Source organism: Pseudobdellovibrio exovorus JSS (genome assembly GCF_000348725.1).
Lineage (GTDB): Bacteria > Bdellovibrionota > Bdellovibrionia > Bdellovibrionales > Bdellovibrionaceae > Pseudobdellovibrio > Pseudobdellovibrio exovorus.
Map to the genome: position 1 here is coordinate 2,043,463 of NC_020813.1, position 26,260 is coordinate 2,069,722.

Here is a 26,260-nt window from a genome sequence, read left to right on the forward strand (position 1 = left end):
ATCTAGTTCTGTAAGTCGATTCCTTGCTTCTTTCTGATGAAAGCTGGAACTTCAAGAATATCGCGCGCCATTTTACGTGCGTCTTCAAATTGCTTGTCCCCATCCATCATTGAAAGTTGCTCAGGGTTCATTGTTTTTTCATTTGTCATCTGTTGAGTCACTTGTGTTTCACGGAAAGCTTTCGCTTTCGCTAACAACATATCACGTGCAGTTGTCGCCATGCTGCCCGCAGTATTTGAAGTCAACGGAGACACTTCTGTAGACAACCCAGCTTCAGCAGCCATTTCAGCTACTTCTGCATCTGTCGCCATCATCATTTCAGTCATTTGCTCTTGTGGAGCTTCATTCGTGAAAGACTTGATCGACTCTTGCACATTGTTGATTGAAGGCAACGTTTGCGCTGGAGTCGGAGGCATCATTTGCGGCATAGCTGGAGCCATTGTTTGGGCTGGCGCTTGTGGAGCAGCCATCATCGGCTGTTGAGCCGGAGCTGATGGTTGCAAGAAGTTTTGCATTGTATTGAAGTTGTTGATACCTGCAATTTTATCTTCGCGGTGGAAACCAGTCGCGATAACAGTAACACGAACTTCGTCGCCAAGATTCGGATCGATAACCGCACCAAAGATAACTTCAGCATCTTCACTAGCTGCTTCAGTGATTAATTGAGACGCTTCATTCACTTCATATAATGACAAGTCAGATCCACCCGTAACATTGATGATGATACCAGTAGCGCCATCGATTTTTACATTTTCTAGTAACGGAGAAGAAATCGCTTGAGTTGCTGCTTCGATTGCACGGTTTTCACCAGTTGCAGATCCTGTACCCATCAAAGCTAAACCTTTGTTAGCCATAACAGTGCGGATATCGGCGAAGTCCAAATTGATCAAACCACGAATGTTGATCAAATCAGAAATACCTTTTACAGCTTGATGTAATACTTCGTCAGCTTTTTTAAAAGTTTCTAATAGAGGAGTTTTTTCACCTGCAACAGCTAACAATTTTTGATTTGGGATAACAACTAAAGCATCTACGTTTTCTTTAAGTTCAGCTAAACCGCATTCAGCATGTTTGCCACGTTTTTTCCCTTCAAACATGAATGGCTTAGTTACTACACCGATAGTTAAAGCACCCAATTCACGTGCGATTTTTGCTACAACCGGAGCTCCGCCAGTTCCTGTACCACCGCCCATACCAGCAGTGACAAAAACCATGTCGGCACCTTTTAATTGATCAACGATATCGTTGTAAGACTCGATCGCACTTCTGCGACCTACATCAGGATTAGCACCAGCTCCAAGACCTTTTGTTAAGTCAGCACCTAGTTGAATTTTATGACCAGCTTTGCTTGAGTTCAATGCTTGGATGTCAGTATTCGCCACAACAAACTCAACACCAGTCATACCAGTCTCGATCATTGTTGTTACTGCGTTACTACCGCCACCACCTACACCAACAACTTTAATGTTGGCACCTATGTTTACGTTCTCCTCAAGTTCAAACATGTTCCCTCCGTAGAAAATAATTTTTGCCGTACTCGGTCTTAATTAAAATAAGTCGTTAAAAAACTTTTTAAGCTTAGATGAAAATCCATCTAGGCTGCCATTGGTGTTGCCACCTGAAAACATAGCTCCCGATTCTTTGCGGGCACGAGCATAGTACTCTCTTTTTTGCTCTAGACCATGCATCAAAAGACCGATTGAAGTAGCGAACTCACCACCCTTAACCACATCTTTTAAACCACCAACTTGGCGTGGAAACCCACGACGAACAGGAATATCGAAAATGAATTCACCCATTTCGATAATACCATCCAAACTACTTGTTCCACCTGTAACTACGATTCCAGAACCTAAAACCGGCTGCAATCCACTTTGGCGGATATTGTTAGCGATCATACCTAAGCACTCTTCTGCGCGCGCTTCGATAATATGAGCTAACTCTTTACGAGGAATAGTACGTGACTTGCGGCCACCTACACCTTCCACTTCAACGCTGTCTTCATCAGAAACTAAAGAAGCCAACGCTGAACCATATTTTTTCTTTAATTCTTCAGCTGCATACTGAGGAGTTCTTAAACCAACAGAAATATCATTTGTAAAATGCGAACCACCTACAGGAATTACCGCTGTGTGAGCTACGCTACCATTTACAAAGTAAACGATTTTGCTGGAGCCACCGCCGATATCCACAGTGCACACGCCAAGATTTTTTTCATCTTCGCTAAGAACGGCTTTACTTGCTGCCAAGTGATCTAAAACAATACCCATCACTTTGAAACCAGCTTTTTCAATACATTTAGTTAAATTTGAAATAGCAGATTGGCTTGCTGTTACGATATGAACACTTGCCTCTAAGCGGATGCCGCTCATGCCGATCGGATCAGAAATTCCATCTTGTGAGTCTATTTTGTATTCACGAGGAATCACATGTAGAACCATGCGATCTGCTGGAACCATGATAGCTTTGGCAGCCTCGATCACACGCTCAACATCATGCTGAGTGACTTCTTTGTTCTTGATCGCAACCATGCCCTTTGAATCAAAAGACTGAATGTGTGTTCCGCTGACTGATACCCACACTTCATTCGTGCTGTATCCAGACATCAACTCGGCTTCTTCTTTTGCTTTACGAATAGATTCTGTCGTGGCTTCGATATTCACCACAACACCATGACGAGTTCCCGTGTTAGGCGCTAACCCCACACCGACAACATCAATTGGAGTTTCTTGATGTTTCATCATGTTGTGAGAGTCGTGACGAGGAGGTGCTCCAACTACACTGTAAACGAGTTTAACTAAAGAAGATCCTATATCCAAGGAGGCCAAGACAGGCCCATTATTTGAAGTACTCATCCTTAAGTCCTTTAGACTATTAAAGTCTTTAAAATGGTTCGAACTCAAGCGGTCGATTCCTTTGTATTCTCTAAGTTGCTTATCACGTTGCCAAAAATATCAACTACTTGATGCATTTTAATGCAATCAATATGGACAAAAGTCATCCGGACTGATGTCTATATAATTTTAGCTTAGGGATTCTGCTGCAACCTGACAAGAACTTTTTTCGACAGATTTGCGTCTATGACGCGAGCCTTAAGATTACGGCTTTCGAGGTATTCCATGACCTGAGCGATTCGAACGGACTTAATTTCAAACTGCTCTTCACCCAAGTTCACCTTGGTTTCGGATTGAAGTAACTTGATCCAGTATCCTTCTTTTTTATCATAACCAATTTCTGAAATCTGAGTCGAACTCATGCGACCCTTTTCTGGCAAGGCTTTGATAACGTTGATCGCCCCTTCACGCACACGTTCATTTTTTACCAAAGACTCATCATAAGAGACGATGGCGTTTGGAGCATCATCTGAAGAAATTCTTTCTAAAACGCGTCCACTTTTTGTGATAGGCAATAAAGCGGATGTTTCGCTACCTGAAGCTGAAGATAACACTAAAAGAGTCACCGTATCTGGTTCGATCACTAATTTAATCGTTGAAGGCCACGAGCGAGAAAGCTGAAAATTCTTAATCCATTTTTCTTCGCGCAAAGACTTTGAAATCTGACTGAGTGGAGCCTTCCACAGCGAGATCCCCTTCACTGAATCTAATTTCGCTTGAAGTTTCTGTAAGCGTGGAGCCACAAAGTTCTTCTGCGACTCAGTCGTCTGCACTTTGATTTCGACGTTATCAATTTGAAAGAAACCCTGTTGATCTAGTGAGTAAAGTGAAAAGGCGATAACTGCAGGAAACAGTACAAAAGCAGCCATCAATTTGAAGATTTTCTTAAACAATTTCACACTTTTACTGTAGTGCGAAAGGCCTTTAAATTCGAGTCTAGAACAGATTCCCAGACCAAGGTGTGGCTGCTCTCGTTTTCAACTTTTTATGTTAGTTACGGCCGATGACGTGTTTCTTACTGTAGGCTCTTTTAAGGTGATCGGTGTTCACAACCCAATCATAGCGGACGCGTTCGAAGTCCACGCTGAATTCATAGACTTCTATTTTGATGCTCTCTAAGCTCGCGGGACGACGAGAGTTTTTTGCAACTTCAGTCAAAAGTGTCTGAAGGTTCATGTTTAACATTTCATCTTTCGGCATAAAGCTCGCCAGTAACATCAACGTACCTAGCTCGTCCATCTTCGGAATCACCGCTCGTACATTTACGCGCGCCTTTTTTCCGTCCACGATAGTGTCGTAGCTGATTTTGATGTGCTTTGAAACATGATTTAGAATACTGCTTTTTAAACGAGAATCAGTTCGGCCTAGAAACTTATCCAACTCAAGACGCGTCTTCGCTAAAATCTGCGCTTTGCCGACTTCTTTATCGACAACAGATTCTAACTTATATCGGTTTGTGCAACTGCTGAGCACCAACAATGACATGCAGGTCGCTAGCAATAAACAAATCTTGAAGAAACGCACCTTAACTCCTTGAAATAAGTGGCTCTTCTTTATTTTCGGTGCATATTGGCAACAACATGAGACTAGTTGTCGTATTATTTTGAGATTTTTTATTTTTTATTAAACAAGACTAAGGTCGAACTGCGTTTAAATCGTTACCAGTCCCCAAGACGAATCACTTCGGTCACGATATCCACGCCTTTTTGCTCTTTAACAGTTTTCTGCACATGTAGAATCAGATTCCAAGCATCCGCAGCTTTGGCCTCTTCGACATTGACGATAAAGTTCGCGTGCTTAGTCGACACCTGAGCTCCCCCAATGCGATATCCTTTAAGACCACACTGATCTATTAACTGCGCGACCTTATACCCCTCTGGATTTTTGAATACCGATCCACAACTGGGCATATCCAATGGCTGCTTAGAAAGACGAATTTTATTGGCTTCACGAACCTGTGTGAGGATCTCGGGTTTGCGTTCATAGGGCCAACTCAGCCTTACACGCATCACGATATGAGGCTGCCACCCATCTGTGTGTCGATAACTGATTTTCAAATCGCTTTTTTGTAACTCTTTGATTTCGCCATCAATCGTCATCACGTCAATGCTGTCGACCATTTCCATAAACTCGCGAGGTGTAAACATCTCGGCTACGCCCGCGTTCATAACAACGCCGCCCCCCACATCACCAGGAAGTCCCGCCAAAAACAAGGCTGGCCCCATTTGGTTTTTCAAAAAGACTTTTAGAAGTTCTGACTTAGCTGTACCCGAAAGACAGTTAATGTGAAGACGACCATCGCGAATTTCCGTGCTGATTTCAGAAAAACGACGAAGACCAATCGTCAATCCACGAATCCCTTTATCCGATATCAACACATTAGAGCCCCCACCTAAAATAGTGATGGGCAATTGATTCTGTTTTGCAAAAGCTAGAGCTTCTTTTAATTCATCGACAGTTGTTGGCAGACAAAAATGATCGGCATCACCACCGATCATCCACGATGTGTACTGTGCCAGATTAACGTTGTTTAAGATGCTCAAGGACATCTAACCCCAACTTCCAACCGTCTCCGGCTCCTAAGGTTAAGAAAATATCTCCAGCTTTTAACTGTTTTAATATCTCAGCGACTTGTTCGGGACCTTTAGGACTTAAAAAACCATGATCGTGCTTCACTTCAACCAAAAGTTTTTCCGAGCTAATACCTGGGATAGGGGCTTCACCCGCAGCATAGATATCACCCATCAATAAAACATCTGCCTGAGAAAAACAGGTTTTAAAATCCTGCCAGCAATGTTCTGTGCGCGAGTAGCGATGCGGTTGAAAGTAAACAACTAAGCGATGATCTTCAAATTTTTCACGGAAGGCCTGTAGTGCAGCACGTACTTCGGTTGGATGGTGACCATAATCATCATAAACTTTGATTTGATTCGCTTCTCCTTTAAAGTGGAAACGGCGATCCACACCTTCAAAGTTTTGTAGACCTTGAGCGCACATATCAAAGCTCACGCCTGCCGCCATAGAAGCCACCAAGCTCGCTGTGGCGTTCAAAGCATTGTGACGACCGGGCGCATGCGGAAGGCTGAATTGACCCAAGCGCTCTTTCGTTCCTGCTGCATGATTATTTTTATAGACAGTGTACGTGCCTTTTTCTCCTTCGATCACATAGTCATTCTTCGGATCAAATCCATAGAACACAATACGTTTAGAAAAGTTGGAAAACAGTTCGCGCACATCAGGATCATCACCGCAGACGACAACTAAACCATAGAAAGGAATTCTATAAGCAAAATCTAAAAAAGCTTTCTTCAAATTTTCAAAGCTTTTGAAATGATCCATGTGATCTGAATCTATATTCGTGATCACGGCGATCTCGGGTGAAAGTTTATTAAAGCTTCCATCACTTTCATCTGCTTCAGCAATCAGCCAGTCACCGTTACCGAGAATGGCTGTCGACTTAATTCTTTCAAATCGGCCACCAATAACGATTGTGGGATTTTGCCCTGCTTCTAGAAAGATCGAAGAAATCAAACTGGTTGTCGTCGTTTTTCCGTGCGTTCCCGCAACCGCAATTCCACGACGTAGACGCATGATCTCGGCCAGCGCTTCTGCGCGAGGAATCATCGGAATATCTTGCGCGCGCGCCTGCACCATCTCGGGGTTAGAAAAAGCAATCGCGCTGGAATAAACAACCACATTAGCTGAGCCGACATTTTCTGCCGTATGCCCTTTGAAAACACGGATACCTAAAGCTTTTAATCGCTCTGTATTGGCATTATCACTGGCATCTGAGCCCGTAACTGTCGCGCCGATATTGTGTAGCAGCTCGGCCAGACCGCACATCCCGATGCCACCGATACCTATAAAATGGAACTTTGCGTTCTTTAACTTCATACCCAATTAGTTTGAACAAATTTGCCAGCAAATGTCATGGCCTATTTTCTTTATCTACAGACCCATCCTCACTCTTGACCGCCTCACATTTGAGTGTGTCGCTCTTCTGCCCGAAGTTGGGTGTCGGTTCGTAGCGTCGAACAGAGGTGACAATTCTTTGTGCTTGGGTGTCCGAAAAAAGTAAGGCTCCAACACAAAATCCCCGCAAAGAGTTATATCCAACACGCACATAATAGCGATGCTGATCAACTTCCCATAATAATTCCACCAGCTCTTTTTCAAGACGATGCAGTTCATCGGCTTGATCCACAGCCTTCTGAATTGTATCGCGAACCACTTTAGGTGAAAGATGATATAATCGTGATCGAGTCATCAAAAAGCTTTGTGCAAATTTGACTCTCAATAAAAATTTATTTTATTTTTTCTTCAGCGCTCTAAAGTCCGAATACAGAACGAACTTTCCGCAAAACGAATGCTGCACCCAACCGACACCCAACTTCAGGCACAAAACACATGCACATGTCTCCAGCCCACCACTAAGTACTACGGCTTCTGGCTGCGAAGGCAGGGATTATGGAGGCCCCGAGGAGGTCGATTAAGATAATTGTGTCAGTATGTCCGTGGCGATAGCTGAGGCGGCTTTTTGAGGGGCCATGGTTCTAAGATTCTGTGACATCTCTTTGCGCAGTTGTACATCATTCAACAGAAGCTGAATAACCCGAGAGAACTCCTGCACATTAAAGCTTTCTTGAATAAATAAAAAGCCTGCTTTTCTTCCCACCACAGCTTCAGCATTGCGAAGCTGGTGATCGTCAGCGGCAGGTAAAGGCACAATTAACGGAACCACGCCGAAAGCTGAAGCTTCCGCGATAGTACTGGCTCCGCCACGGCAGAATTGGATATCCGCTCTTCTGTACTGATTGGGCATATCATAAATAAACTCATGCACCTCAACACACGATAGATTTCCATACTTCTTCACCATATCTGCATATCCTAAAGAGCCCGTTTGATGAATTAAGTGAATCCTGTCGTGTAACTCTGGATGTTGAAGAATAAAATCCGAGATCTTTTCATTCAGGAATAGCGAACCTTGGCTACCACCAAAACACAAAATGGTCATCGTGTCCGATATTTTGGAACGCTCTTCTGTTTGTGCCAGTTCGATTTCTTCACGCAACGGCATACCGAAAACACGATTATCACGCGAGCGAAGATATTTTTCTGAACCCGCAAAAACTAAGTAAGACTTTTGTACGAAGCGTGATAAGAGGCGATTGGCCATTCCCGGATGTGCATTGGGCTCCCAGAAGGCCGTTTTCTTTCCCATCAGGGCGGCCGTCAATACAAACGGCGCTGAAGCGTAACCACCGACGCCCAAGACGAAATCTGGCTTATATTTTCGAATCAACACGGCTGATTGAAAGATTCCCATTGGAATTTTAAAAAGAGTTTTTAATTTTTGCAGAGGATTCCCAGAAAAATTGAGCTTACCACTTTGGATTAAATCTAAGGGTAAGTTTTCACGCTGCATGATTTTACTTTCTAAACCAGCAGCCGTTCCTACAAAACGCAATTGTGCTTTCGGATTTAGTTTTTGAATCGCACGCCCAATAGCAATGGCTGGATAGATGTGCCCACCTGTGCCGCCTCCTGCTATCATAATCAATTGGGTTTTTTGCGCTTTATTCATAGCGGAGTTCAAAACAGCGGAGCTCAAAATGATCTCGACGTCGCTGGGCGCTGGCGTTCATCGCCTAATGACATTTCGATATTCAGCAGAATACCGAACAGCACACTAAGAACCAACAACGAACTACCACCATAGCTCATAAAGGGCATCGTTAACCCCTTAGTTGGAACTAGTCCTAGCACCACACCAAGGTTGATAAAAACCGAGAAAGCAAATGTCGTGATAAGCCCTAGCGCTAAGGTCTTCTTAAACATGTCCTGCGCTTTGACTGCAATTTGAAATCCTTTAAAGATGACAAAACCATAAAGCGCTAAAATTGCCAGAACGCCAATGAATCCCATCTCTTCAAAGAAAACCGCCATGGTGAAATCTGTATGGGCTTCAGGTAAAAAGAACAATTTGCCTTGGCCTTGGCCTAAACCAGCGCCTGTTAGACCTCCGGAATGAACAGACAGCATACTTTGAATCACTTGGAATCCCTTAGAAGCCGGATCTGACCATGGATCTAAGAAAGCCTGAACACGGGCACGACGATATCCCACATTCCAAACCGCAAAGTATAAAACAGGAATAGCGGCCACACCGGCCATCATCAACCATTTGAAACTCAATCCAAAAGTGAATAACAAGGTTGCCGCCACCAACATGATGATGACGAAACTACCAAAATCCGGCTGTTTCAAGAGCACCGCCAAAGGAGCTACGATAAACAAGAAAGTCCAACCCCACTTCATGCGCCCCAAAATATTTTCGTGACGACAAACTAAAGTGGCAAATAGGAAGCTGAAGGCAATTTTCAATAATTCAGAGGGCTCGAAACGAAATCCCAAAGGAAGCTGAATCCAACGTAGAGCTCCACCCACGCGAACCCCCACACCTGGAATAAATGTAGCGCAGAGTAAAACGAAAGCTATCGGCCATAGAACCCATGACCACTTACGCATAAAGCCCAAAGGTAACTGAGTGCTGACCAGCAAGGCAAAGCCCGCAATCCCAGTGAAAATTAATTGTCGTTTGAAAAAGTAAAGGCCATCGTTGTAAGACTCGGTCGCAAATATATAGCTAGAGCTATACACCTGCATTAAACCGATTCCGAATAAGGCCACTAAAGCTAAAAAAAGACTAGAATTAAAAAAACGTGTATTCATTCAATCCCGAGAACTTGTCTCATTTGAATTTTTTAACGATCTCTTTAAAATAGTCTCCTCTCTCTTCGTAACTGTCAAACATATCAAAGCTAGAACATCCCGGTGACAATAGAACAATGTCGCCAATTCTCGACTTTTGGTAAGCAATCAAGACAGCTTCTTCGAATGTACCGATCAGATAGGTCTCTGAAAAATCACCTAAATCGCGGTTGATACGCTCTTTCGCTTCACCCACAAGAATCAGTGTCTTCACTTTACGTTTGATCATGTTTTGTAACGGGCCGTAGTTCAGATTCGTATCTTTACCACCAGCAATCAGGATTACGTTTTCGTCAAAGCAATCCAATGCACGCGAAACCGCATGAACGTTAGTCGCCTTAGAATCATTGTAGAATAAAACTCCGCCCACTTTACGAACATACTCAAGACGATGACGAAGACCACCGAATGCATCGATGACTTTCTGAACGGCCTCGTGGGTCGCGCCATGCTCACGTGCCAGCAATAAAGCCGCCATGACATTTTCAATCGCATGTTTACCCTTCATCTTAATGTTTTTGATCGAGAATGACTCGATCTCAGGGCCCGTACGAACACGCAATTCATCACCTACATTGACAGCTCCACCGATATTCATGATCTGTGGCTCTAATGCCGGTTTGCGAGAGAAATAGAAAATACGTCCACGCTGAACTGCTGGATCACGTGCTAACTCAACAACAGCATTGTCATCCGCATTCAAAATAGAAGTAGTAGCTTGGTTTGTGTTTTTAAAGATTTTGCGTTTTGCGTTCACGTAATCTTCCATTGAACGGTAACGCTCTAAATGGTTTTCGGCTAAATTCGTGAAAACAACATTCACTGCCGAGAAATCATTTACGTGTTCCAACATAAAGCTAGAAACCTCAACTAGAACAACTCGCGCACGCTCTTCTTGTAAAAGATAGTTTGTCAGTGGAGTTTCTGTAGATCCCCCCACCCAGCAGGTTACGCCGCTTTCTTTTAACATCGACTCAGCTAAGCGAGCTACAGTGGTTTTTCCGTTTGTACCTGTAATCGCCACAACAGGCTCTTTAATGAAAGCCGAAACAAACTCGAACTCGCCTGTGATTTTGATTCCCTGCTGACGAGCGTATTCGAAAATTTTCAAATGCGGAGCCACGCCCGGAGATAAAATCACTAAATCCTGAGACAAAAATGTCTTCGGTGAATGTGACCCCAATTCAAACTTGATATTTGTGTAGCCTTCTAGTTGTTCTAACTGAGCCGAAAGCTCTGGTTTAGATTTGTGATCTGTTACTGTCACTTGCGCTTCGTGTTTTGTCAGAAACTTCGCAAGAGCCACACCCGTACGACCTAAGCCCACAATCAAAATCTTTTTATCTTTTAACTCTGCAACGTCTTTCCACATAATCGTACGCCTCTCTCTTACTCGTATATCTTTTATTTATCTTAATTTTAAAGTTGCTAGGCTCAATACGGCCAACAGGATCGAAATAATCCAGAACCGCACGATGATTTTTGTTTCGGTCATGCCACCCAATTCATAGTGATGATGCAAAGGTGCCATTTTCAAAACACGCTTACCTGTCAGCTTAAATGACATCACTTGCGCAATAACAGATAAGGCTTCAACAACAAAAATACCACCTAGAACCAACATCAAAATTTCATTCTTAGTAAAGACTGCCATAGAGCCCAAGAAGCCACCTAAGCTCAAACTGCCCACATCGCCCATGAAAACCTGAGCCGGAAAAGTATTAAACCACAAGAAGCCTAAGCCTCCAGCCACCATCGCTGCCGCTAGTGGAGCCAGCTCTCCGGCTCCGGCCACGTGTGAAATTTGCAAGTAGTTAGCAATGCTCGCATGACCTACGATATAAGAAAATAAGGCCAATGTACTTGTCGCTACGATCACAGGAACGATAGCTAATCCATCTAAACCATCTGTCAGATTCACAGCATTCGCAGTTCCCACGATGACCAAAGAACCAAAGGCCACATAGAAGTAACCCAGATCAAATGTCAGGGTTTTGAAGAATGGAAAGCTCACCACCGTGCTCAGTTGGTAGTACTGAATCAGAACAAGAATGACCGCTGCTGAAATAGCGAATTCACCGAATAGGCGAATTTTACCAGAAAGGCCTTTTGTGTTTTTCTTTGAAACTTTTAAGTAATCATCAATGTAGCCGATGATACCAAAACCCCATGTGATCAGAATAGTCCCAATCACCAAAGGATTACGCACATCGATCCACAGAATCATCGGAATGATCGTACTCAAAAGAATGAGCCATCCCCCCATTGTCGGAGTTCCTGCTTTTTTCTTGTGGGTCTGAGGCCCATCGTCACGAATAGACTGGCCAAAGTTTTTTAACTTATCAATGAGGTGTGGACCCCAGATAAGACAAAGAAAAAAACCTGTAAAGAAAGAGATAAAAGTACGAACCGTGATGTAACGAAACACATTCATAACCGAGTACTGCTCGGCTAACGAGTAAAGCCATTGATATACCATTCGAATGGTCTACCACGAAAAGCCAGCACGATTCAAGAAAATTTTACTAAATACATGAAATCATTGAAAAATATTGATTGCCTTCACTTCCGCTCTGACTTACTTTCTGAGGCATGAAAAATCCACGCCAAACAAAGTCTATAGCTCGTAGCCAAGGAAGAAGTAAAAAAGAACTGCAAAACTTTTCGTTGGGTCAGTCTAATACTGAGTACTCTGAAAGCTACAATCCTAAGTTACTAGAGGCTTTCGATAATAAGAATCCTAAGAACATCGCATGGACAACTTTTATCTGCACCGAGTTCACCTCGCTATGTCCAAAGACGAACCAACCGGATTTTGCTAAAGTTTTTATCAACTACATCGCCGCCGACAAGATGGTCGAAAGTAAGTCTTTAAAGCTCTACCTGCACAGCTTCCGCAATCATGGTGACTTCCATGAAGACTGCATCCAAACGATCTGTAATGACCTTGTGAAACTCATGAAACCTAAATATATCGAAGTGATCGGAGAATTCACTCCACGCGGCGGAATCGCTATCTTTCCGTTCGCATCCTATGCGGCTCCAGCAAAAGAATTCCAAGAAATTTATAAAGAGCGTTTGAAATCCTACGCTCCGGGGAAATACACAACTGAGTTAAAAAGAGTGTATTAGTTAAAAACTAATACACGACTGAGTTCATCAGACGACGTAAAACAAAATAATAATGGTGAGGTTGTAAGCTGCCCGTCCACGACGAGCACATCAACGATGTACGCATACAATCCACTTTTCCAGATAGGGTTTGGTACTCATCACCTAGGCCCAACATGTGCCCGACTTCATGGGCGATTACCACATTTGTCCAATTGCGCGCCCAATTGGTATCGTAAGGGCCACGTGTTTCATTCATCACATTTACTGAAAAGTGTGAATCCTGTACGCGCTCTACGATATCGAATTTAAACACATAGTTAAAATCGGCTGCGACACGACGTTGATTCCAAATACGAGCGGCCTCAGTCATTTTATTTCTGAAGTCTTGCACATCTGTGCCCTGTGGGTTTTTCAGATGAACACGTACGTTCAAAACCAAAGTGCCATCTTGAGCTTTCAAAACATCATAGACATATTTTTTTTGAACGATACTCACGTATTTGATCTTACCCTCGACACGATTCACAAGGCGTAAGTTGCTAGCTTTCAACTGTTCAGGATGTGGAAAGCGCTTATAGGTATCTTCAAGATGTACATAGAATGACTTGAATGACTCTTTAGGTTGCTGACGACGATCGGCTTCAGTAAATAAAATTTCATACAGCCAACGATGAGCTTCAGCCGATAAAGGTGGAATCAATTGAGTTTCGACGGGAGCATCAGATGATAAACCCAATTCAGGCAACTCATCTGATTCATAAAGCATTTGCGCTTGTACAGATAACGTTCCCATCATGGCTAATAAAACAACTAAAAGACGTTTCATCGAGGCCCCCTTTAAATCCCTATATTCAGCAGATCGTAAATTTGAGTTTAAACTAGTCAAATATAACTAGGAAAACAACTCTATTTTACTGCCCAATTTAGTGGCTTACAGAAGGGAACAAATCTTTCGGTTTTAGCTCCACGGGAGCCCTTAACCACCACAATGTCACCTGAAGCTAAATCCTGTTGCAATTGCTGCCCTAAGGCCTCTGAAAACTCGGCTTGCACAAAGCTCTGCCCCTGAAATCCTGACTTTTTAAGACCTTCAGCAAAAGCTTCATGATCTTCACCGATAAAGTAAATCTGTTGAAAGCCAGAAGATCCCGCCACATCCGCTATGTCGATATGAGCCGCGCGCGACTGTGTGCCGAGCTCTTTCATCTGCCCAAACACGCCGATTTTTTTACCCTGACTTAATAGACGAGGTACGTTATCGAGTAACGCTCGCATACTGTCAGGATTGGCATTGTAACCATCGAACAGTATTTCGGCGCCCACTTCAGTTTGAATAAATTGATTACGTCCCCATGCTGTTTTGCAATTCGGTAGAGCCTTCCAAATTTGCTCTGGAGACAACTTACAAGCATAGGCAATGGTCGCCGCAGCCATCAGATTCACTAAATTTTGCTTACCAAAAATCGGAATAATCGCCTCGCCATGTTCCGTGGCAATCAAACCGCTGATATGCAGCTCTTTTACTTTCAAAGTTTCGATTTTAAAGAATACATCCGCTTCAGGATTGAGTTCTGAAAAACTCAACATACGAGATTCTGGATACTTTCTAGCCACTGGATACATCATATCAAAAGTCAGATCTTGATCTTGATTGAAAATACGAATGCACTCGGGTTTCGATTCTAGATAAATTTCGCTTTTGGCTTTTGCAATATTCTGTTGTGTACCGAAAAATTCTAAATGGGCTGTTCCCACCATCGTGCAGACTACGATATCGGGCTCGGCAATGTGAACTAGCTGTGTGATTTCACCCGCATGGTTCATTCCCATTTCAACCACAACAAAATCAGAATCTACTGGAGCGCTCAACAAAGTGAGCGGAACCCCCCAGTGATTGTTAAAGCTTCCTTGGCTGTAATGGGTTTTGCGATACGTCCCTAAAATCTGGGCGGTGAATTCTTTCGTTGTCGTCTTACCATTAGAACCCGTAATCCCAATAATTTTTGCTTTTAAAGAACGGCGATAACCATTCGCAAAATTCTGTAACGCCTTTAAAGTATCGGGCACTTGAATGATGCTGACTTTTTCTTTTAAGCTTTGAAATTTTTCTGGCAACTCATGCACTAATAACGCCGTTGCTCCTTGAGCGCAGGCTTGATCCAGATAAGCATGGGCATCATAGACATCGCCCTTCAAGGCGACAAAGACTTGACCTGTTAAATTCTGACGGGTGTCTGTCCCCACTTCAGAAAATGTGGTTTGCTGGCGCGATAATACTTGCCCCTGAGTCCATTCTGCAATTTGGTCTAAACTCCACTTTGCCATTTTGATTCCTTACTTCGTATTTAATTATTCAAGTGGTTCCGTGCCACTTCAAAATCGCTGAAGTGTCGCTTTTCGGTACCGATAATCTGATAGTCTTCATGACCTTTACCCGCAATCAAAATCACATCATCATCTGCCGCTTGCTCGATTGCTTTTTTAATTGCCAGATCACGATCCACTTCTACAATCACATGCGAAAAATTCGGTGGTAGTCCTTTCACCACTTCATCCACAATAGCTTGCGGATCTTCTGTTCGCGGATTATCTGAAGTCACCACAACAAAATCACTCATCTTCGCTGCAATGGCCGCCATCAAGGGGCGTTTCGAGCGATCGCGATCTCCGCCACAGCCAAATACAGTGATGATTTTATTATTCAATTTAGAATTTTTACGCACGCTTTGCAGAGCTTTTAAGACATTCTCTAAGGCATCCGGCGTGTGGGCATAGTCGACAAAAACTGTTTTACTGGATAAAGAGTCCACCCGCTGCAAACGCCCCGGAACTCCATGAAATGATTTAAGAGCTTCAAAACTTTTTTCTAAGCTGATCCCACAAGAAAGCGCCGCCACCGCGCTGGCGACGATATTATAAATCGTGTGTTCACCTGAAACCGGCAATACAGCCTTAATTGTTTCAACTGCGGTACGCACTTGAAACTCAGTTTCAGTAAAACTCATATTTAAAATTCTAAATTGAAAATCTGCTTCGTCTTTTCCGTAAGTCCATGCGATCACTTCTTCGGCAACGCGCAGGCGGCGTCCATACGGGTCATCTGTATTGATCACCGCGAACTTAGGGATTTTCACACTCATCCACATTAAATCTGTGAATAGTTTTTGTTTGGCTGAAAAATAATTCGCCATATCCTTGTGATAGTCCAAGTGATCCAAAGTTAAATTCGTAAAAATCACAGTATTGAAATGCACGCTGTGGGCACGTCGTTGCTCAAGAGCATGCGAAGAAACCTCTAGCGCAGCCGCTTTTCCCCCAGCATCCAAAAAATCCTTCAAGCGCGACTGTAACGTGACCGCATCGGGAGTGGTCATTTGCGATTCCCACACTTGTTCCCCAATTCGATGATTGACCGTTCCCATCACACCTGTCAGACGATTCTGATGATTGAGTATATGCTCTAGAATATAGGTAATCGAAGTCTTGCCATTAGTGCCCGTAACGCCAAAACAAAAGAGGTCTTGAGAGGGAAAACCATAGAATCGCGCGGCCAATAAATCCAATGCCTGCCTTGTATCTGGCACTTCAAAGACAAAATAGGGATAGCCCTCGGGAATCTTGCTTTTATTTTCAACAACTAAGGCTACAGCTCCGGCTGTAATAGCTTGTTCAAGGTAGTCGTGCCCATCGTGAGCACCGCCTTTAAGGGCTACAAAAACCGAATTCGGTTTTACTTGACGCGCATCGAAGCAAATCGACTCTATTTCTTGCTGTAAAATACCCTCTGTGGTCGTATTAGATTCGAGGCTACCGAAATAAGAAAACAATTGCTGCAATTTCATAGAGAAATACAGCTTATTATTAGCGGCCCGAGTTTACAACTAACACTTGAGTTAATGAGGTCTTGAACACATGCGACAGGCTGGTCCACTAAAAGCGATTGAAATTTATCAGGATCCTGAAGCCAAATGGGTCATTCTGTTACATGGCTACGGAGCCGATGCTAGCGATCTAGCAAGTCTTCAAAGTGCTATCCCTCTGAATAAAGATTGTAACTGGCTTTTTCCTGATGCTCCCTTAAGTGTACCCATCGGACCGGGTTGGACTGGTCGTGCATGGTGGAATATTCGCATGACAGAACTTCCTGGTGATTGGACACAACTACGTCCACCAGATATGGACCCAGCGGTGGACAAAGTCATGAAGATGATGGCCTCTATGAAATTCGACTGGAAAGATGTCATCATCGGTGGATTTTCCCAAGGGGCCATGTTGGCCACTGAAGTTTTTCTTAAAGCTCCGGTGACACCTGCAGGTCTGATCTGCATGTCTGGGACTCTGCTCAGTCAACCTGTATGGACCGAGCTTGTTGCTGCCCGCAAAGGGGCTTCCGTTCTGATGTCCCACGGGGAAATGGACCCCGTTTTGCCTCATAAAGGCTCTGTTTTGCTGCAAAAATTTTTCGAAGAAAATGGGATTAAAACCCAATTCGTTTCTTTCCGTGGTGGACACGAAATTCCTTTTCAAGTCATCGAAAAGATGAAAACCTACATCTCAGAGAGACTATAGAATCATGAACTATGTTATTGAGGCGAAAAATCTTGGGCGGGTTTACAAAACCTACTCAAAAAAAGAGGGCATTATCAACTCGCTTAAAGGGTTTTATAATCGCCAATACACTGAAAAAGTCGCTTTAAAAAATGCCAATCTAAAAATTGAAGCGGGAAAAATCGTCGGACTTGTCGGCTCTAATGGCGCCGGTAAAACGACTTTATTAAAAATGCTTTCTGGGTTGATTTACCCCTCAACAGGAACCGCCACTGTTTTAGGTTACGAACCATGGAAGCGTGAAAGTGAATTTCTAAAAAAAGTCAGCATCCTGCTAGGACAAAAAAATCAACTTTGGTGGGATATCACTCCACGTGATAGTTACTCTTTATTAACAAAAATTTACGATCTTAACGAAACTCAAGCGAAAGCGCGAGTGAACGAACTGGCACACCTTTTACAATGCCAAGATGTTTTAGATACTCAACTGCGTCGTCTGAGCTTAGGCGAACGAATGAAAATGGAAATTATCGGAGCCTTATTGCACTCTCCGAAAGTTTTATTTTTAGATGAGCCGACTATTGGACTTGATATTGTGGCACAAACGACTATCCGTGATTTCTTAGAGTTGTACGTCAAAGAACAACAACCCGCGATTATTCTGACATCACACTATATGGACGATATCGCTCAGTTAGCCGATCAGCTATTACTGATTTCACAAGGCGAAATCGTCTATGACGGAAACGTGGATCACTTCATGCAAACGACAGATATGAAAAAGAAACTGATCTATCGTTTAAAACACTCAAATGAAGAAAATGAAATTGTTTTCCATGCACAGCAATTACCTGAAGTTTTAAAAGAATTGGCCAGCCAAGGCGAAGTTGTCGATTTAAAAGTAGAGGAAGTAGATTTTGAAGATGCCATTCACCGCTTTTTGGAAGCGGAATCTGGCGCTCGCTAAGTTAGGTATCGTCACTAACCTCGAGTACAGATTTAACTTTATTATCGATGCCTTTATTCAGCCCATACTCAGTGTTGGGATTGAGGTGCTGCTATGGCTCGCGATCTTCAAAACAGCTGATGCTTCAGGTCTTATTGGTGGCTTTGGCAAAGAGGCTTATCTGGCCTATGCGGTATGGGCTCCTTTCTTAGGTCGTATCGCGATCAGTTGGATGTACGAAGCCATGATGGTGGAAGAGGTCGTTTCGGGCTCGATCAACACAATCCTGACTCGTCCCCTCAGCTTTTATGAGTACTACCTCAGCCAAACACTGGGCTACAAATTTATCACTTTGGTTTTCTCTATCAGTTTTCCACTGGCGACCAGTTTGATTTTTGATCTTCCCGTCCACTATGAGCGTCTGCCTTTAGCGCTTCTGATCGTCCTGTACTATCTTTTACTTGTGCACACGATGAGTTTTTTAGTTTCAACTTTAGGTTTTTATTTAACTCGCGTGCGTTCCTTTACTCTTTTGAAAAATTTGGCGTTGATGCTACTGGGTGGAGAGCTGATTCCTTTGGATTTAATGCCCAAGCCTCTAGCTGAAATTCTTTTGAGCTTGCCCTTTTCGGCCGGAGTTTATGTTCCACTGGCGTTCATCACAGGACGCGGAGGCTATGAGTTATTAGCCCAAGGCTTTTTTAATATCACATGGGGCATAGCTCTGATGGGCTTAATGGCCTACGTTCTTTGGAAGCGCGGCGTGCGCGAGTACACAGGAACAGGAGCTTAAAGCATGGAACTGATGCAAAAGCTCAAAAAATACTTAACGATTTACAAAGCTTTCTTCAAAGCCAGCTTTGTTGCCGATTTAGAATATCGCCTCAACTTTGTCATCCTCGTTATCGGTGAATTCATTTGGTATTCATCGCAATTAATTTCATTTGAAGTTCTGTACCGCCACACCGAGATTATCGGCGACTGGAATGTACATCAAATGCGTGTTTTTATTTTCTTAGTGTTATTTGTGGATTCGATTTACATGATTCTTTGGGACCCAAACTTTTCAACCTTTACCGACAATGTTCGCAAAGGCACTTTGGATTTGCTTTTGATGAAACCCGTCAACGCTATGTTCATGCTCAGTTCCCAGCGGATTTCCGTTTCCCATATTCCATGCCTCTTTGTTACTTTTGGTGGTCTGATCTGGGCGCTAGCTCAGTTACCTGATTTCAACTGGCTGAAACTTCTGTGGCTAATCCTGCTGATTCCCTCCGGGCTGTCCGTTATTTTTTGCGGACGTTTTGCTTTAAATAGCACCTCTATTATTTTTACTCGTGCTGATTTCTTGCAGTACATTTGGTACTCTTTGTTCCGATTGGGACTTAGACCGGATGCCATCTACTCTGGCTTCTTGCGTATCATTTTAATTTTCGTCGTGCCATTTGCCATGGTGGCCTCAATCCCCGCACGCGTGCTTTTAGAGCCTGTCCAACCGTGGATGCTGGTTTGGGGATTTATTCTGCCATTTATCTTATTTTATCTTTTAAAAAAGTATTGGGTATACTGCCTAAAATACTACTCAAGCGCGAGCTCTTAATCATCTGCGGTGGTTAGCTTTGCTAGCTGTAAAATTTCTTGTTCACTGAGCTGACACTCTTGCTGCATACGATAGGCCGTCTGCGCGACCTGAAGAGGTGTCATTTCTGCAGTAAATTGCCATTTACAATCCTGAGCCTGAGGGCTTATAGGAAGCACACCTTGAGGCCCTTTATTGGAATGAGTCGCTGTTGGCACTTCCTTCCCCCACGAACAAGAACTCAAACACGAACTTAAGAAAAGTCCACTCACCAACAAGATAAATTGTATTGCTTTAAGTTTCATAAAATATCCTTTTCTGCCACCACTAGATAAAGTCGCATTGTTTCAATCCATGTGTCCTGTGAAAAGTCAGGGCCAAGCTGAGTGTGATTGATAGTGATAGCCAATTGTAATGTTGTAAGTAACTGGCAAATTTCTAAAGCAGTCGCTTTCTTTTTATAAGTGATCTTCACATTTTCATCGTAATTAGACGGCAAATAATATTTAAAATACTGCCTGACCGATTCATTTTTCATTCCCATAAAGTAGAGCTCGTCCATGCTGAATTTTATAAATTGATATGGAGCTATATGTCTCATGATCTTTGACTCGCTCTGACTAGGTATTGCTTTAGCCCCCGCTTTGGGAAAAATACGAATACGACCATCCAATCCTTGCTCAGACTCAAAATTATCTGCAAAAAAGTTTTTACGAAGCTCAGAAGCTATTGAATAAAAATTTTGTTCATAAGGAAAAATTTGCTCTCGAGGAATGCTCCACTGTAAATTCAAATCCCATACTTCGGCATTCCAATCTGGGCGCGACAGGCTTTCGATTTCTGCCGACACTTTTTTAATTTGTGCCAGTAAATAGTCGATCTGATCAGCATAAATAGGATTACCCGAATACCGCCAAATTTTTTGTAAACTTTGGCGTAGATCTTGTAGATATTGTACTTGTGGTAAAACATCAGACCGCATCTGTTGACAGATAGGGGCTAATCTTTGCCTGTACTGACTCAGACCACTGTCGTTGGGCGTGAGTTGATACTGATAGTCGGCCGCATTTAATGTCAGCAGAAATAATTTAATGATAAGAAAACTGATGAGGCTAATAGATCGAGGCTTCATAAATACCTGCCGTATTGGGACCATATCTTTTGTTTTATAATTTCTATACGCTGGCGATTTAAAGTATTGAATCTTTTAATTTGCTCGTCCGTCATTTCCTCATAGTTTAAATTGGACAAAGAATTGATTTCATTTTCTATCGCGTATAAGCGTTCATCATCTGATCTTACCAGTTCTGCTGTCTGACTGGATGACACTCGCATCACCCCCTCTTTTTTTGCCTTGAACACGACAGAGTGTGGGGACGCAGTCGTCACCGATTTTGGATAATTGATAAACCCGTCGCCAGAAAAAGACTGAATATGATCTTGCAGTTGAAAACTACCCTCAATAAATAGAACTCTAAAAATAGATTCTAAATAGCCGTCCATCTTTTCTGGCTCGACGATCTGAGGCACTCTGGCCGTAAATCTTAGGCCCAATAAAGCCGCTTGCTGACGCTGATCTAATTCCAATGAAATCACTTGCTTCAACTGAGTGAGTACATCCTGGGTCCAACTGTTCATTTTTAAAATATCGGCTTGGCGCGGACTGATCTGATAAAAAGCTTCACCTTTTAAAGTAATTCTTCCTGCTAATAAATCGCAGGCCGTGTCGCGTTCATAGATACGAACGACATAATCAGACTCTATTCCATCAGAGGGAGAGTGAAGTGTTACTTTATCAGCGTTCAGTCCCAGCATCTGTGAACGATAACTTAAACTTTCAAATTCTGTTTGTAAGACTTTAAGATTTTTAAAATCCGACACTTTAATAGCGATTGCAGGATGCTGCAGACGAAAGGGAATTTCAAATAGAGTCTGAAAGTCTTTCTGGGACTCCTGCTGGAGGGACCGCTGGCTTGTAGAGGACGCGTGATTGAACTCTGCACTAAAATTCACTTCGTATTCAGATTTCATCTGCCCAGACAGTGGCAACCGCCGTGCAAAATCCACATCTTCAGCCGAAGCTTCTGGATGCTGTGATCTGTAACTTTCATATTGCTGGCAATCCAAGCTCGCTGCTTTCGTCAAAAGTGACACTGAAAGTGGCTGGCTATCGCTGTACTCAGCTGACCATAGAAATGTTTTCAGAACATGATTCTCAGCGCGGGCCCAAACACCTGATGTTAGAATCCCTATACCGACTAAACCCAATTTAAAAACTTGTTTCGCTTTCATGTTTTCCTCTATTTATAAGTTGTCAGCATTGGCTGCATCACGATTTCTTCATTGGAATGATGCTCAACTAAATTTACATCTAACTTTTGCTTCACACTCTGTTTCAACTCGCTTCCACCGAAAACCGCCTGCAAGACATTCAATACCACCGAAGCGCCCTGACAGTAGATATTCAATGGACACACTTTTATCAGAGATTCCGCTAAGACCACGGCCCCCGTATTCTGTGGTTGATTGCTCAAAGCCAGACGGATGGAAGGGTCTGACATCACCAGATTCGATGCCAGCCGGCTGAGTATTTGACGACGCAAATCTGATTCGATGGCACGGCGCTGCTCAAGACTTAATTTATTTTGGTCGTTTTGATTTTTCCACTCGACACGAAATGTATCTTGAAAAAATAGAGCTTCATCCTGATAAGACCACACTTTGCTGGTAAAAAAACCCGAGCTTTTCCCTTGGGACTTGATCAGCTCATACATGCGATACATATTGTAGCTCACCTTAACTTCATATTTCATAGCGGCAGGATACTCGTACCCCACAGTCATGCCGTAAATCATCTGTTCAATCGACGGAGCATTTTTAAGCCCAAACCATTCAGGGTGTAAAAGTGGACACACTCCCAATAAATTCAGCACGGCATTCCCTGCAAACGCTTCAGGATAAGATCCTAATGCTAACACTCCTTCTGCACTGACTCCCCCCACATCAAAAGAAATAATCGAGCCTTCTAGTGGCAACTGAGATTTACTTAATAGACCCGAACGAATTTGTGCGTTCTTAGTCGGAATCTTTTCAAAGTTGTATTGCGGATTTTGCCTTTTTAGAGTTTCTACATTGCGACTCCAACCGCTATCATAAGTAACGGCGACTCGCCCCCCTTCTCTGCGGGCATGAGCATCAAACATACGATTGAATTGTTGATACAGATCTAAAAGATCCAGTTGTAGTTTTTTCCAATTAGTTTCCAGTGTTAGAAGATTTTTTTCATGCGCTTGTACGCGGTTTTTATTGCGTTCATATTCATACATGACATTGGCATTACTTGAGCCTAAAGAAAGGCGACGGGCCGATAAGTCCGTTCTGATTTTTTGTGAATCTTGAATATCACGTGCGACCACATCACAATCACGCAGGCAGGATTTGTAGCGTTCATATAAAGTATCCAGTCGCAGCTCTACTTGCTGTAACCTCACATCTAAGGCCATTAATTCTTGTAGCCCCATCGACGATGCAAATTCAGACATTTTTTTATTGGCTTCTAGCAGGGCTTGTTTTTCAACCTCTACCTGCGCCCGTGTCTGCGTGTCTTTAGTTTTCATACTGTTAATCAATTCAAGCGTATCTAAATTGAATTTTTGCAGCTCGGAGATCTCTTTACAAAAACCTACGTTGGCGGTGACAGTATGCAGACCACGCGGTCGCACTTCGGCTGTTGTTGGAGGTAATACATAGATGCGCCAGGGATCGCGGGTATCGACTATATAGTTAGAGTTCGTGGGGTTGATAATCTTCCGGCTTAACCTATCAGGATAAAGTGTCGGCACGGCATAGCTTCGAAAAGAATAGATAAAGACTAAGCCCACAGTGATGATTAAAATGGCAGTTTGTCGCATAGAAGCTCCTTGTGCCGGTCTAAGTCGGCACGCACAGAAGCCCCAATGCAGATTTAAAGCCCAAAATGATGGGCTCTTTTAAGGTTTAATTGTATTTGGTTTTTTTCTGTCCAGCTTTTTGGACAAACTGTCTTTATTTTAAGACAACGGCTTTCAACGAGCTATTTTAAGCACTATTTCAAGATAATCGTCATTTGACGAGAATCATCTAAAAGCTGACCTTGCTCTGGCTGCGTACTGTCGACACGGCCCGAACCGACAAACTTCACTTTGATATTCTCTGAAGAGGCAATACCTAAAACTTCACGCACCGTCAGGGCTCGCATATAAGGAGCTACTTTTGTTACTGAATTATTTAAAATCTCGTCCACACGTTCTCCACCCAAGCTGAGCTGTTTGTCTTCTTGCTCTTTATTCTTAGAGTTATGGCTTAATGTAGCTTTTGTAATTGTCGCTTCACTTAAAATTTCAGGATTCACACCACTTTTACGTACTGCATACGATGCGATTTTTGAAAACAGCGGAGCTGCATTCATAGAACCATAATAACCATTTTTCTTCGGATGATCGATACCAACAAAGATCACATACTTCGGATCATTCGCAGGGATAAAGCCTGTGAAGCTACCGATATATCCGCCTTGCATGTAACCACGCCCAGTCGGTTTTACTTTTTGCGCAGTTCCTGTTTTGCCGCCGACAATATAGCCCGGAACACGTGCCGCGGTTCCTGTTCCATTTGCAGAGGTTACACCCGCTAACATCAATCGCATTTGCGCGGCTGTTTCAGGTGAAAGCACACGACGAATTTCTTGCGGAGATGTTTTAACCACTTCGCCTGTTTCCGCATCTGTCATGCTTTCTACGATATACGGGCGATTTAAAACTCCACCATTCGCAATAACCGCGTAGGCATTGGCCATCTGTAATGGTGTCACCGTGATCCCTTGACCAAAAGAGACATTGGCAATCAAGTGATCATTCCATGGCAATTTCACTGTGATTCCTTTTGCTTCGCCAGGTAAATCAACTCCCATACGCTCAGCAAAACCGAAGGACTTTAAACCAGACATCAATTTATCATCACCCATTTTCAGTGCAATTTTAGCTGTTCCCACATTCGATGAGTACGCCAGAATTTCATTCACTGTTATAGTTCCACGGGCGTGACTGCTGTCCGCTTCACGGATCACACGCTTACCGATTTTGAAGTGACCATTTTCACAGAAAATTTTCGTATTCGGTTTTACAAATTGCTTTTCGATAGCATCCGCAATCACTAGAGTTTTTAATGTACTACCTGGTTCAAAGGTATCTGTGATCGCACGATTACGGCGTGTAAACGAAGAGGCACTTCTTGGATTATTTGGATCATAGGACGGCAAGCTAGCTAAAGCGCGAATAGCCGATGTTTTAGCATCCAAGACAACAACCCATCCACCAGCGGCTTCATGTTTACGAATCGTTTGAGCCATCTCGGCTTCAACGAAATACTGCAAATCCGAATCAATTGTCAGCTTAACCTCTTTACCCTGTGGATGCTCTGTAAAAAGTAATCCATCTTGTACAAGTGGACGTCCACGAGCATCACGTCGAGTGTTTACTTTTTTCTTTTCACCACGAAGTTCTTTATCATAATGAAGTTCTAAGCCCTCAAGGGCTTGTCCTTCTTTACCTAAGAAGCCCAATGTCGAACCTAATAAGCTGTCATTGGGATAAACACGCTTCCAATCTTCAACTAATCCTAAACCTTTGATTTTCAGCTCGCGAATTTCTTCGGCAGCTTCAGCACTGATCACGCGATCTAACCAAACAAAACGTTTTTTACTGTCTTTGATCTTTGTCATAATCTCGCGTGGATTCTGACCTAGTAACTTGGACAACTTCTGAGAAACATCTTTTTTGTTTTTGATGATATGCGGATCAGCATAGAGCGAATAGGCCGGAGACGACATGGCCAACTCTTTACCATTCGTATCGTAAACAGTTCCTCTACGAGCCGGCAAAGTGACCACAGTTTGAAACTGACGATTCTGTAATGAGTTTAATTTATCGTGCGGTAGGAATTGTAAGTAAGCCGCACGGAATATCAACAAACTCCACAAGAAGCAGATGAAAATAAAAACTGTTATAATTTTAGCTTTCAATTCGAATTCCTTGCCGTACTAGTTGAAGCTTTCACTGTCTCTGCTGATGTTAAGTGAATGATCTGAGACGCCGTCACACGTTTAAGCGTCAGCTTGTGAGTCGCTACATTTTCTAACAACTGCGGGCGAGTCATTTTTGCCAACAGAATTTCTTTCTGCTTTTGGCTTTCTGTCGCTTTTTTATGTTCTTGAGTGAGTTTTAGAACGGCATAAGATAGGCGTCGCTCTTCCATCTTAACAAAGACCAATCCTAGCAAGGTGGTCGTAATAAATAACATACTTAAAAAAGGTTTTAGCTGTCGTATCTCGCTGGAGTTCATCCTGACCTCTTTCGTCATCCAGAGTCA

General features: G+C 43.0%; 25 protein-coding genes. 5 read left to right on the forward strand and 20 right to left on the reverse strand.

Features of this window, described 5'->3' with window-relative positions; all coding sequences use genetic code 11:
- Positions 1-2: 2 nt before the first annotated feature.
- The 11 genes from ftsZ to mraY all read right to left on the reverse strand — a co-directional run bounded on the left by ftsZ (position 3) and on the right by mraY (position 12,147).
- A complete protein-coding gene (gene ftsZ / locus A11Q_RS10115; protein ID WP_015470713.1) occupies positions 3-1,505 on the reverse strand; it encodes a cell division protein FtsZ in 1,503 nt (500 codons plus the stop codon).
- Positions 1,506-1,547: 42 nt separating this feature from the next.
- Positions 1,548-2,855, reverse strand: a complete 1,308-nt coding sequence (gene ftsA, locus A11Q_RS10120) for a cell division protein FtsA (protein ID WP_015470714.1) — start codon at positions 2,853-2,855, stop codon at positions 1,548-1,550.
- Between the two features lie 173 nt (positions 2,856-3,028).
- Positions 3,029-3,787 (reverse strand): cell division protein FtsQ/DivIB, encoded by a 759-nt coding sequence (locus A11Q_RS10125; RefSeq protein ID WP_041575231.1) that lies wholly within the window; start codon positions 3,785-3,787, stop codon positions 3,029-3,031.
- Between the two features lie 97 nt (positions 3,788-3,884).
- Positions 3,885-4,418, reverse strand: coding sequence for a hypothetical protein (locus A11Q_RS10130; RefSeq protein ID WP_015470716.1), 534 nt, complete (start codon positions 4,416-4,418; stop codon positions 3,885-3,887).
- 134 nt (positions 4,419-4,552) lie between these two features.
- Positions 4,553-5,443, reverse strand: coding sequence for a UDP-N-acetylmuramate dehydrogenase (gene murB, locus A11Q_RS10135; RefSeq protein WP_015470717.1), 891 nt, complete (start codon positions 5,441-5,443; stop codon positions 4,553-4,555).
- Positions 5,415-6,788 carry a UDP-N-acetylmuramate--L-alanine ligase gene (gene murC / locus A11Q_RS10140; protein ID WP_015470718.1) on the reverse strand — a complete coding sequence of 458 codons (1,374 nt, stop codon included), beginning with the start codon at positions 6,786-6,788 and terminating at the stop codon, positions 5,415-5,417. The genes murB and murC overlap by 29 nt, the downstream gene beginning before the upstream one ends.
- 34 nt (positions 6,789-6,822) lie before the next feature.
- Positions 6,823-7,161 (reverse strand): hypothetical protein, encoded by a 339-nt coding sequence (locus tag A11Q_RS10145; RefSeq protein WP_015470719.1) that lies wholly within the window; start codon positions 7,159-7,161, stop codon positions 6,823-6,825.
- Between the two features lie 222 nt (positions 7,162-7,383).
- Entirely contained in the window at positions 7,384-8,481 is a 1,098-nt protein-coding gene (locus tag A11Q_RS10150; RefSeq protein WP_015470720.1) for a UDP-N-acetylglucosamine--N-acetylmuramyl-(pentapeptide) pyrophosphoryl-undecaprenol N-acetylglucosamine transferase, read from the reverse strand.
- Positions 8,482-8,504: 23 nt separating this feature from the next.
- A complete protein-coding gene (gene ftsW / locus A11Q_RS10155) occupies positions 8,505-9,629 on the reverse strand; it encodes a putative lipid II flippase FtsW (RefSeq protein WP_015470721.1) in 1,125 nt (374 codons plus the stop codon).
- A gap of 19 nt (positions 9,630-9,648) precedes the next feature.
- Positions 9,649-11,040, reverse strand: coding sequence for a UDP-N-acetylmuramoyl-L-alanine--D-glutamate ligase (murD, locus tag A11Q_RS10160; RefSeq protein WP_015470722.1), 1,392 nt, complete (start codon positions 11,038-11,040; stop codon positions 9,649-9,651).
- A 36-nt stretch (positions 11,041-11,076) separates the two neighbouring features.
- Positions 11,077-12,147 carry a phospho-N-acetylmuramoyl-pentapeptide-transferase gene (mraY, locus tag A11Q_RS10165; RefSeq protein ID WP_015470723.1) on the reverse strand — a complete coding sequence of 357 codons (1,071 nt, stop codon included), beginning with the start codon at positions 12,145-12,147 and terminating at the stop codon, positions 11,077-11,079.
- 113 nt (positions 12,148-12,260) lie between these two features.
- Between mraY and queF the strand changes: the two genes are divergently transcribed.
- Positions 12,261-12,800, forward strand: coding sequence for a preQ(1) synthase (gene queF, locus A11Q_RS10170; RefSeq protein WP_015470724.1), 540 nt, complete (start codon positions 12,261-12,263; stop codon positions 12,798-12,800).
- A gap of 7 nt (positions 12,801-12,807) precedes the next feature.
- Here the strand turns inward: queF and A11Q_RS10175 are convergent, their stop codons facing one another.
- The 3 genes from A11Q_RS10175 to A11Q_RS10185 all read right to left on the reverse strand — a co-directional run bounded on the left by A11Q_RS10175 (position 12,808) and on the right by A11Q_RS10185 (position 16,624).
- Positions 12,808-13,608, reverse strand: coding sequence for an immune inhibitor A domain-containing protein (locus tag A11Q_RS10175; protein ID WP_015470725.1), 801 nt, complete (start codon positions 13,606-13,608; stop codon positions 12,808-12,810).
- A gap of 80 nt (positions 13,609-13,688) precedes the next feature.
- Entirely contained in the window at positions 13,689-15,107 is a 1,419-nt protein-coding gene (locus A11Q_RS10180; RefSeq protein WP_015470726.1) for a UDP-N-acetylmuramoyl-tripeptide--D-alanyl-D-alanine ligase, read from the reverse strand.
- A gap of 20 nt (positions 15,108-15,127) precedes the next feature.
- A complete protein-coding gene (locus A11Q_RS10185) occupies positions 15,128-16,624 on the reverse strand; it encodes a UDP-N-acetylmuramoyl-L-alanyl-D-glutamate--2,6-diaminopimelate ligase (protein WP_015470727.1) in 1,497 nt (498 codons plus the stop codon).
- A gap of 70 nt (positions 16,625-16,694) precedes the next feature.
- On the opposite strand from A11Q_RS10185, the gene A11Q_RS10190 reads away from it, so the two are divergent.
- The 4 genes from A11Q_RS10190 to A11Q_RS10205 are packed head-to-tail and all read left to right on the forward strand — an operon-like array spanning position 16,695 to position 19,876.
- Positions 16,695-17,351: an alpha/beta hydrolase gene (locus tag A11Q_RS10190; RefSeq protein ID WP_015470728.1), complete on the forward strand. Its 657-nt coding sequence runs from the start codon at positions 16,695-16,697 to the stop codon at positions 17,349-17,351.
- A gap of 4 nt (positions 17,352-17,355) precedes the next feature.
- Positions 17,356-18,297: an ABC transporter ATP-binding protein gene (locus A11Q_RS10195; RefSeq protein ID WP_015470729.1), complete on the forward strand. Its 942-nt coding sequence runs from the start codon at positions 17,356-17,358 to the stop codon at positions 18,295-18,297.
- Positions 18,254-19,069 carry an ABC transporter permease gene (locus A11Q_RS10200; protein ID WP_015470730.1) on the forward strand — a complete coding sequence of 272 codons (816 nt, stop codon included), beginning with the start codon at positions 18,254-18,256 and terminating at the stop codon, positions 19,067-19,069. Before A11Q_RS10195 ends, A11Q_RS10200 begins: the two co-directional genes overlap by 44 nt.
- Before the next feature lie 3 nt (positions 19,070-19,072).
- Entirely contained in the window at positions 19,073-19,876 is an 804-nt protein-coding gene (locus A11Q_RS10205) for an ABC transporter permease (protein ID WP_015470731.1), read from the forward strand.
- Here A11Q_RS10205 and A11Q_RS10210 read toward each other — a convergent pair.
- The 6 genes from A11Q_RS10210 to A11Q_RS10235 form a co-directional block, all read right to left on the reverse strand.
- Positions 19,873-20,160, reverse strand: a complete 288-nt coding sequence (locus A11Q_RS10210; protein WP_015470732.1) for a hypothetical protein — start codon at positions 20,158-20,160, stop codon at positions 19,873-19,875. The genes A11Q_RS10205 and A11Q_RS10210 overlap by 4 nt on opposite strands.
- Complete coding sequence (locus A11Q_RS10215; RefSeq protein ID WP_015470733.1) at positions 20,157-20,987, reverse strand: hypothetical protein; 831 nt, start codon at positions 20,985-20,987, stop codon at positions 20,157-20,159. Before A11Q_RS10215 ends, A11Q_RS10210 begins: the two co-directional genes overlap by 4 nt.
- Positions 20,984-22,147 carry a hypothetical protein gene (locus tag A11Q_RS10220; RefSeq protein WP_015470734.1) on the reverse strand — a complete coding sequence of 388 codons (1,164 nt, stop codon included), beginning with the start codon at positions 22,145-22,147 and terminating at the stop codon, positions 20,984-20,986. The genes A11Q_RS10215 and A11Q_RS10220 overlap by 4 nt, the downstream gene beginning before the upstream one ends.
- A gap of 8 nt (positions 22,148-22,155) precedes the next feature.
- On the reverse strand, positions 22,156-23,766 hold the full coding sequence (locus A11Q_RS10225; RefSeq protein WP_015470735.1) for a hypothetical protein: 1,611 nt from the start codon (positions 23,764-23,766) through the stop codon (positions 22,156-22,158).
- Between the two features lie 173 nt (positions 23,767-23,939).
- Positions 23,940-25,913, reverse strand: a complete 1,974-nt coding sequence (locus A11Q_RS10230; RefSeq protein WP_015470736.1) for a penicillin-binding transpeptidase domain-containing protein — start codon at positions 25,911-25,913, stop codon at positions 23,940-23,942.
- A complete protein-coding gene (locus tag A11Q_RS10235; RefSeq protein ID WP_015470737.1) occupies positions 25,910-26,233 on the reverse strand; it encodes a hypothetical protein in 324 nt (107 codons plus the stop codon). Before A11Q_RS10235 ends, A11Q_RS10230 begins: the two co-directional genes overlap by 4 nt.
- Between the last annotated feature and the right edge of the window lie 27 nt (positions 26,234-26,260).

Coding starts and splice junctions, on each gene's coding strand:
- queF (WP_015470724.1), top strand. CDS start 12,261: ATGAAAAATCCACGCCAAACAAAGTCTATAGCTCGTAGCCAAGGAAGA.
- A11Q_RS10180 (WP_015470726.1), bottom strand. CDS start 15,107: ATGGCAAAGTGGAGTTTAGACCAAATTGCAGAATGGACTCAGGGGCAA.
- murB (WP_015470717.1), bottom strand. CDS start 5,443: ATGTCCTTGAGCATCTTAAACAACGTTAATCTGGCACAGTACACATCG.
- A11Q_RS10195 (WP_015470729.1), top strand. CDS start 17,356: ATGAACTATGTTATTGAGGCGAAAAATCTTGGGCGGGTTTACAAAACC.
- mraY (WP_015470723.1), bottom strand. CDS start 12,147: ATGGTATATCAATGGCTTTACTCGTTAGCCGAGCAGTACTCGGTTATG.
- A11Q_RS10220 (WP_015470734.1), bottom strand. CDS start 22,147: ATGAAAGCGAAACAAGTTTTTAAATTGGGTTTAGTCGGTATAGGGATT.
- A11Q_RS10190 (WP_015470728.1), top strand. CDS start 16,695: ATGCGACAGGCTGGTCCACTAAAAGCGATTGAAATTTATCAGGATCCT.
- A11Q_RS10205 (WP_015470731.1), top strand. CDS start 19,073: ATGGAACTGATGCAAAAGCTCAAAAAATACTTAACGATTTACAAAGCT.
- A11Q_RS10235 (WP_015470737.1), bottom strand. CDS start 26,233: ATGAACTCCAGCGAGATACGACAGCTAAAACCTTTTTTAAGTATGTTA.
- A11Q_RS10150 (WP_015470720.1), bottom strand. CDS start 8,481: ATGAATAAAGCGCAAAAAACCCAATTGATTATGATAGCAGGAGGCGGC.
- murC (WP_015470718.1), bottom strand. CDS start 6,788: ATGAAGTTAAAGAACGCAAAGTTCCATTTTATAGGTATCGGTGGCATC.
- A11Q_RS10200 (WP_015470730.1), top strand. CDS start 18,254: ATGCCATTCACCGCTTTTTGGAAGCGGAATCTGGCGCTCGCTAAGTTA.
- murD (WP_015470722.1), bottom strand. CDS start 11,040: ATGTGGAAAGACGTTGCAGAGTTAAAAGATAAAAAGATTTTGATTGTG.
- ftsW (WP_015470721.1), bottom strand. CDS start 9,629: ATGAATACACGTTTTTTTAATTCTAGTCTTTTTTTAGCTTTAGTGGCC.
- A11Q_RS10185 (WP_015470727.1), bottom strand. CDS start 16,624: ATGAAATTGCAGCAATTGTTTTCTTATTTCGGTAGCCTCGAATCTAAT.
- A11Q_RS10175 (WP_015470725.1), bottom strand. CDS start 13,608: ATGAAACGTCTTTTAGTTGTTTTATTAGCCATGATGGGAACGTTATCT.
- ftsZ (WP_015470713.1), bottom strand. CDS start 1,505: ATGTTTGAACTTGAGGAGAACGTAAACATAGGTGCCAACATTAAAGTT.
- A11Q_RS10215 (WP_015470733.1), bottom strand. CDS start 20,987: ATGAAGCCTCGATCTATTAGCCTCATCAGTTTTCTTATCATTAAATTA.
- A11Q_RS10225 (WP_015470735.1), bottom strand. CDS start 23,766: ATGCGACAAACTGCCATTTTAATCATCACTGTGGGCTTAGTCTTTATC.
- ftsA (WP_015470714.1), bottom strand. CDS start 2,855: ATGAGTACTTCAAATAATGGGCCTGTCTTGGCCTCCTTGGATATAGGA.
- A11Q_RS10145 (WP_015470719.1), bottom strand. CDS start 7,161: ATGACTCGATCACGATTATATCATCTTTCACCTAAAGTGGTTCGCGAT.
- A11Q_RS10210 (WP_015470732.1), bottom strand. CDS start 20,160: ATGAAACTTAAAGCAATACAATTTATCTTGTTGGTGAGTGGACTTTTC.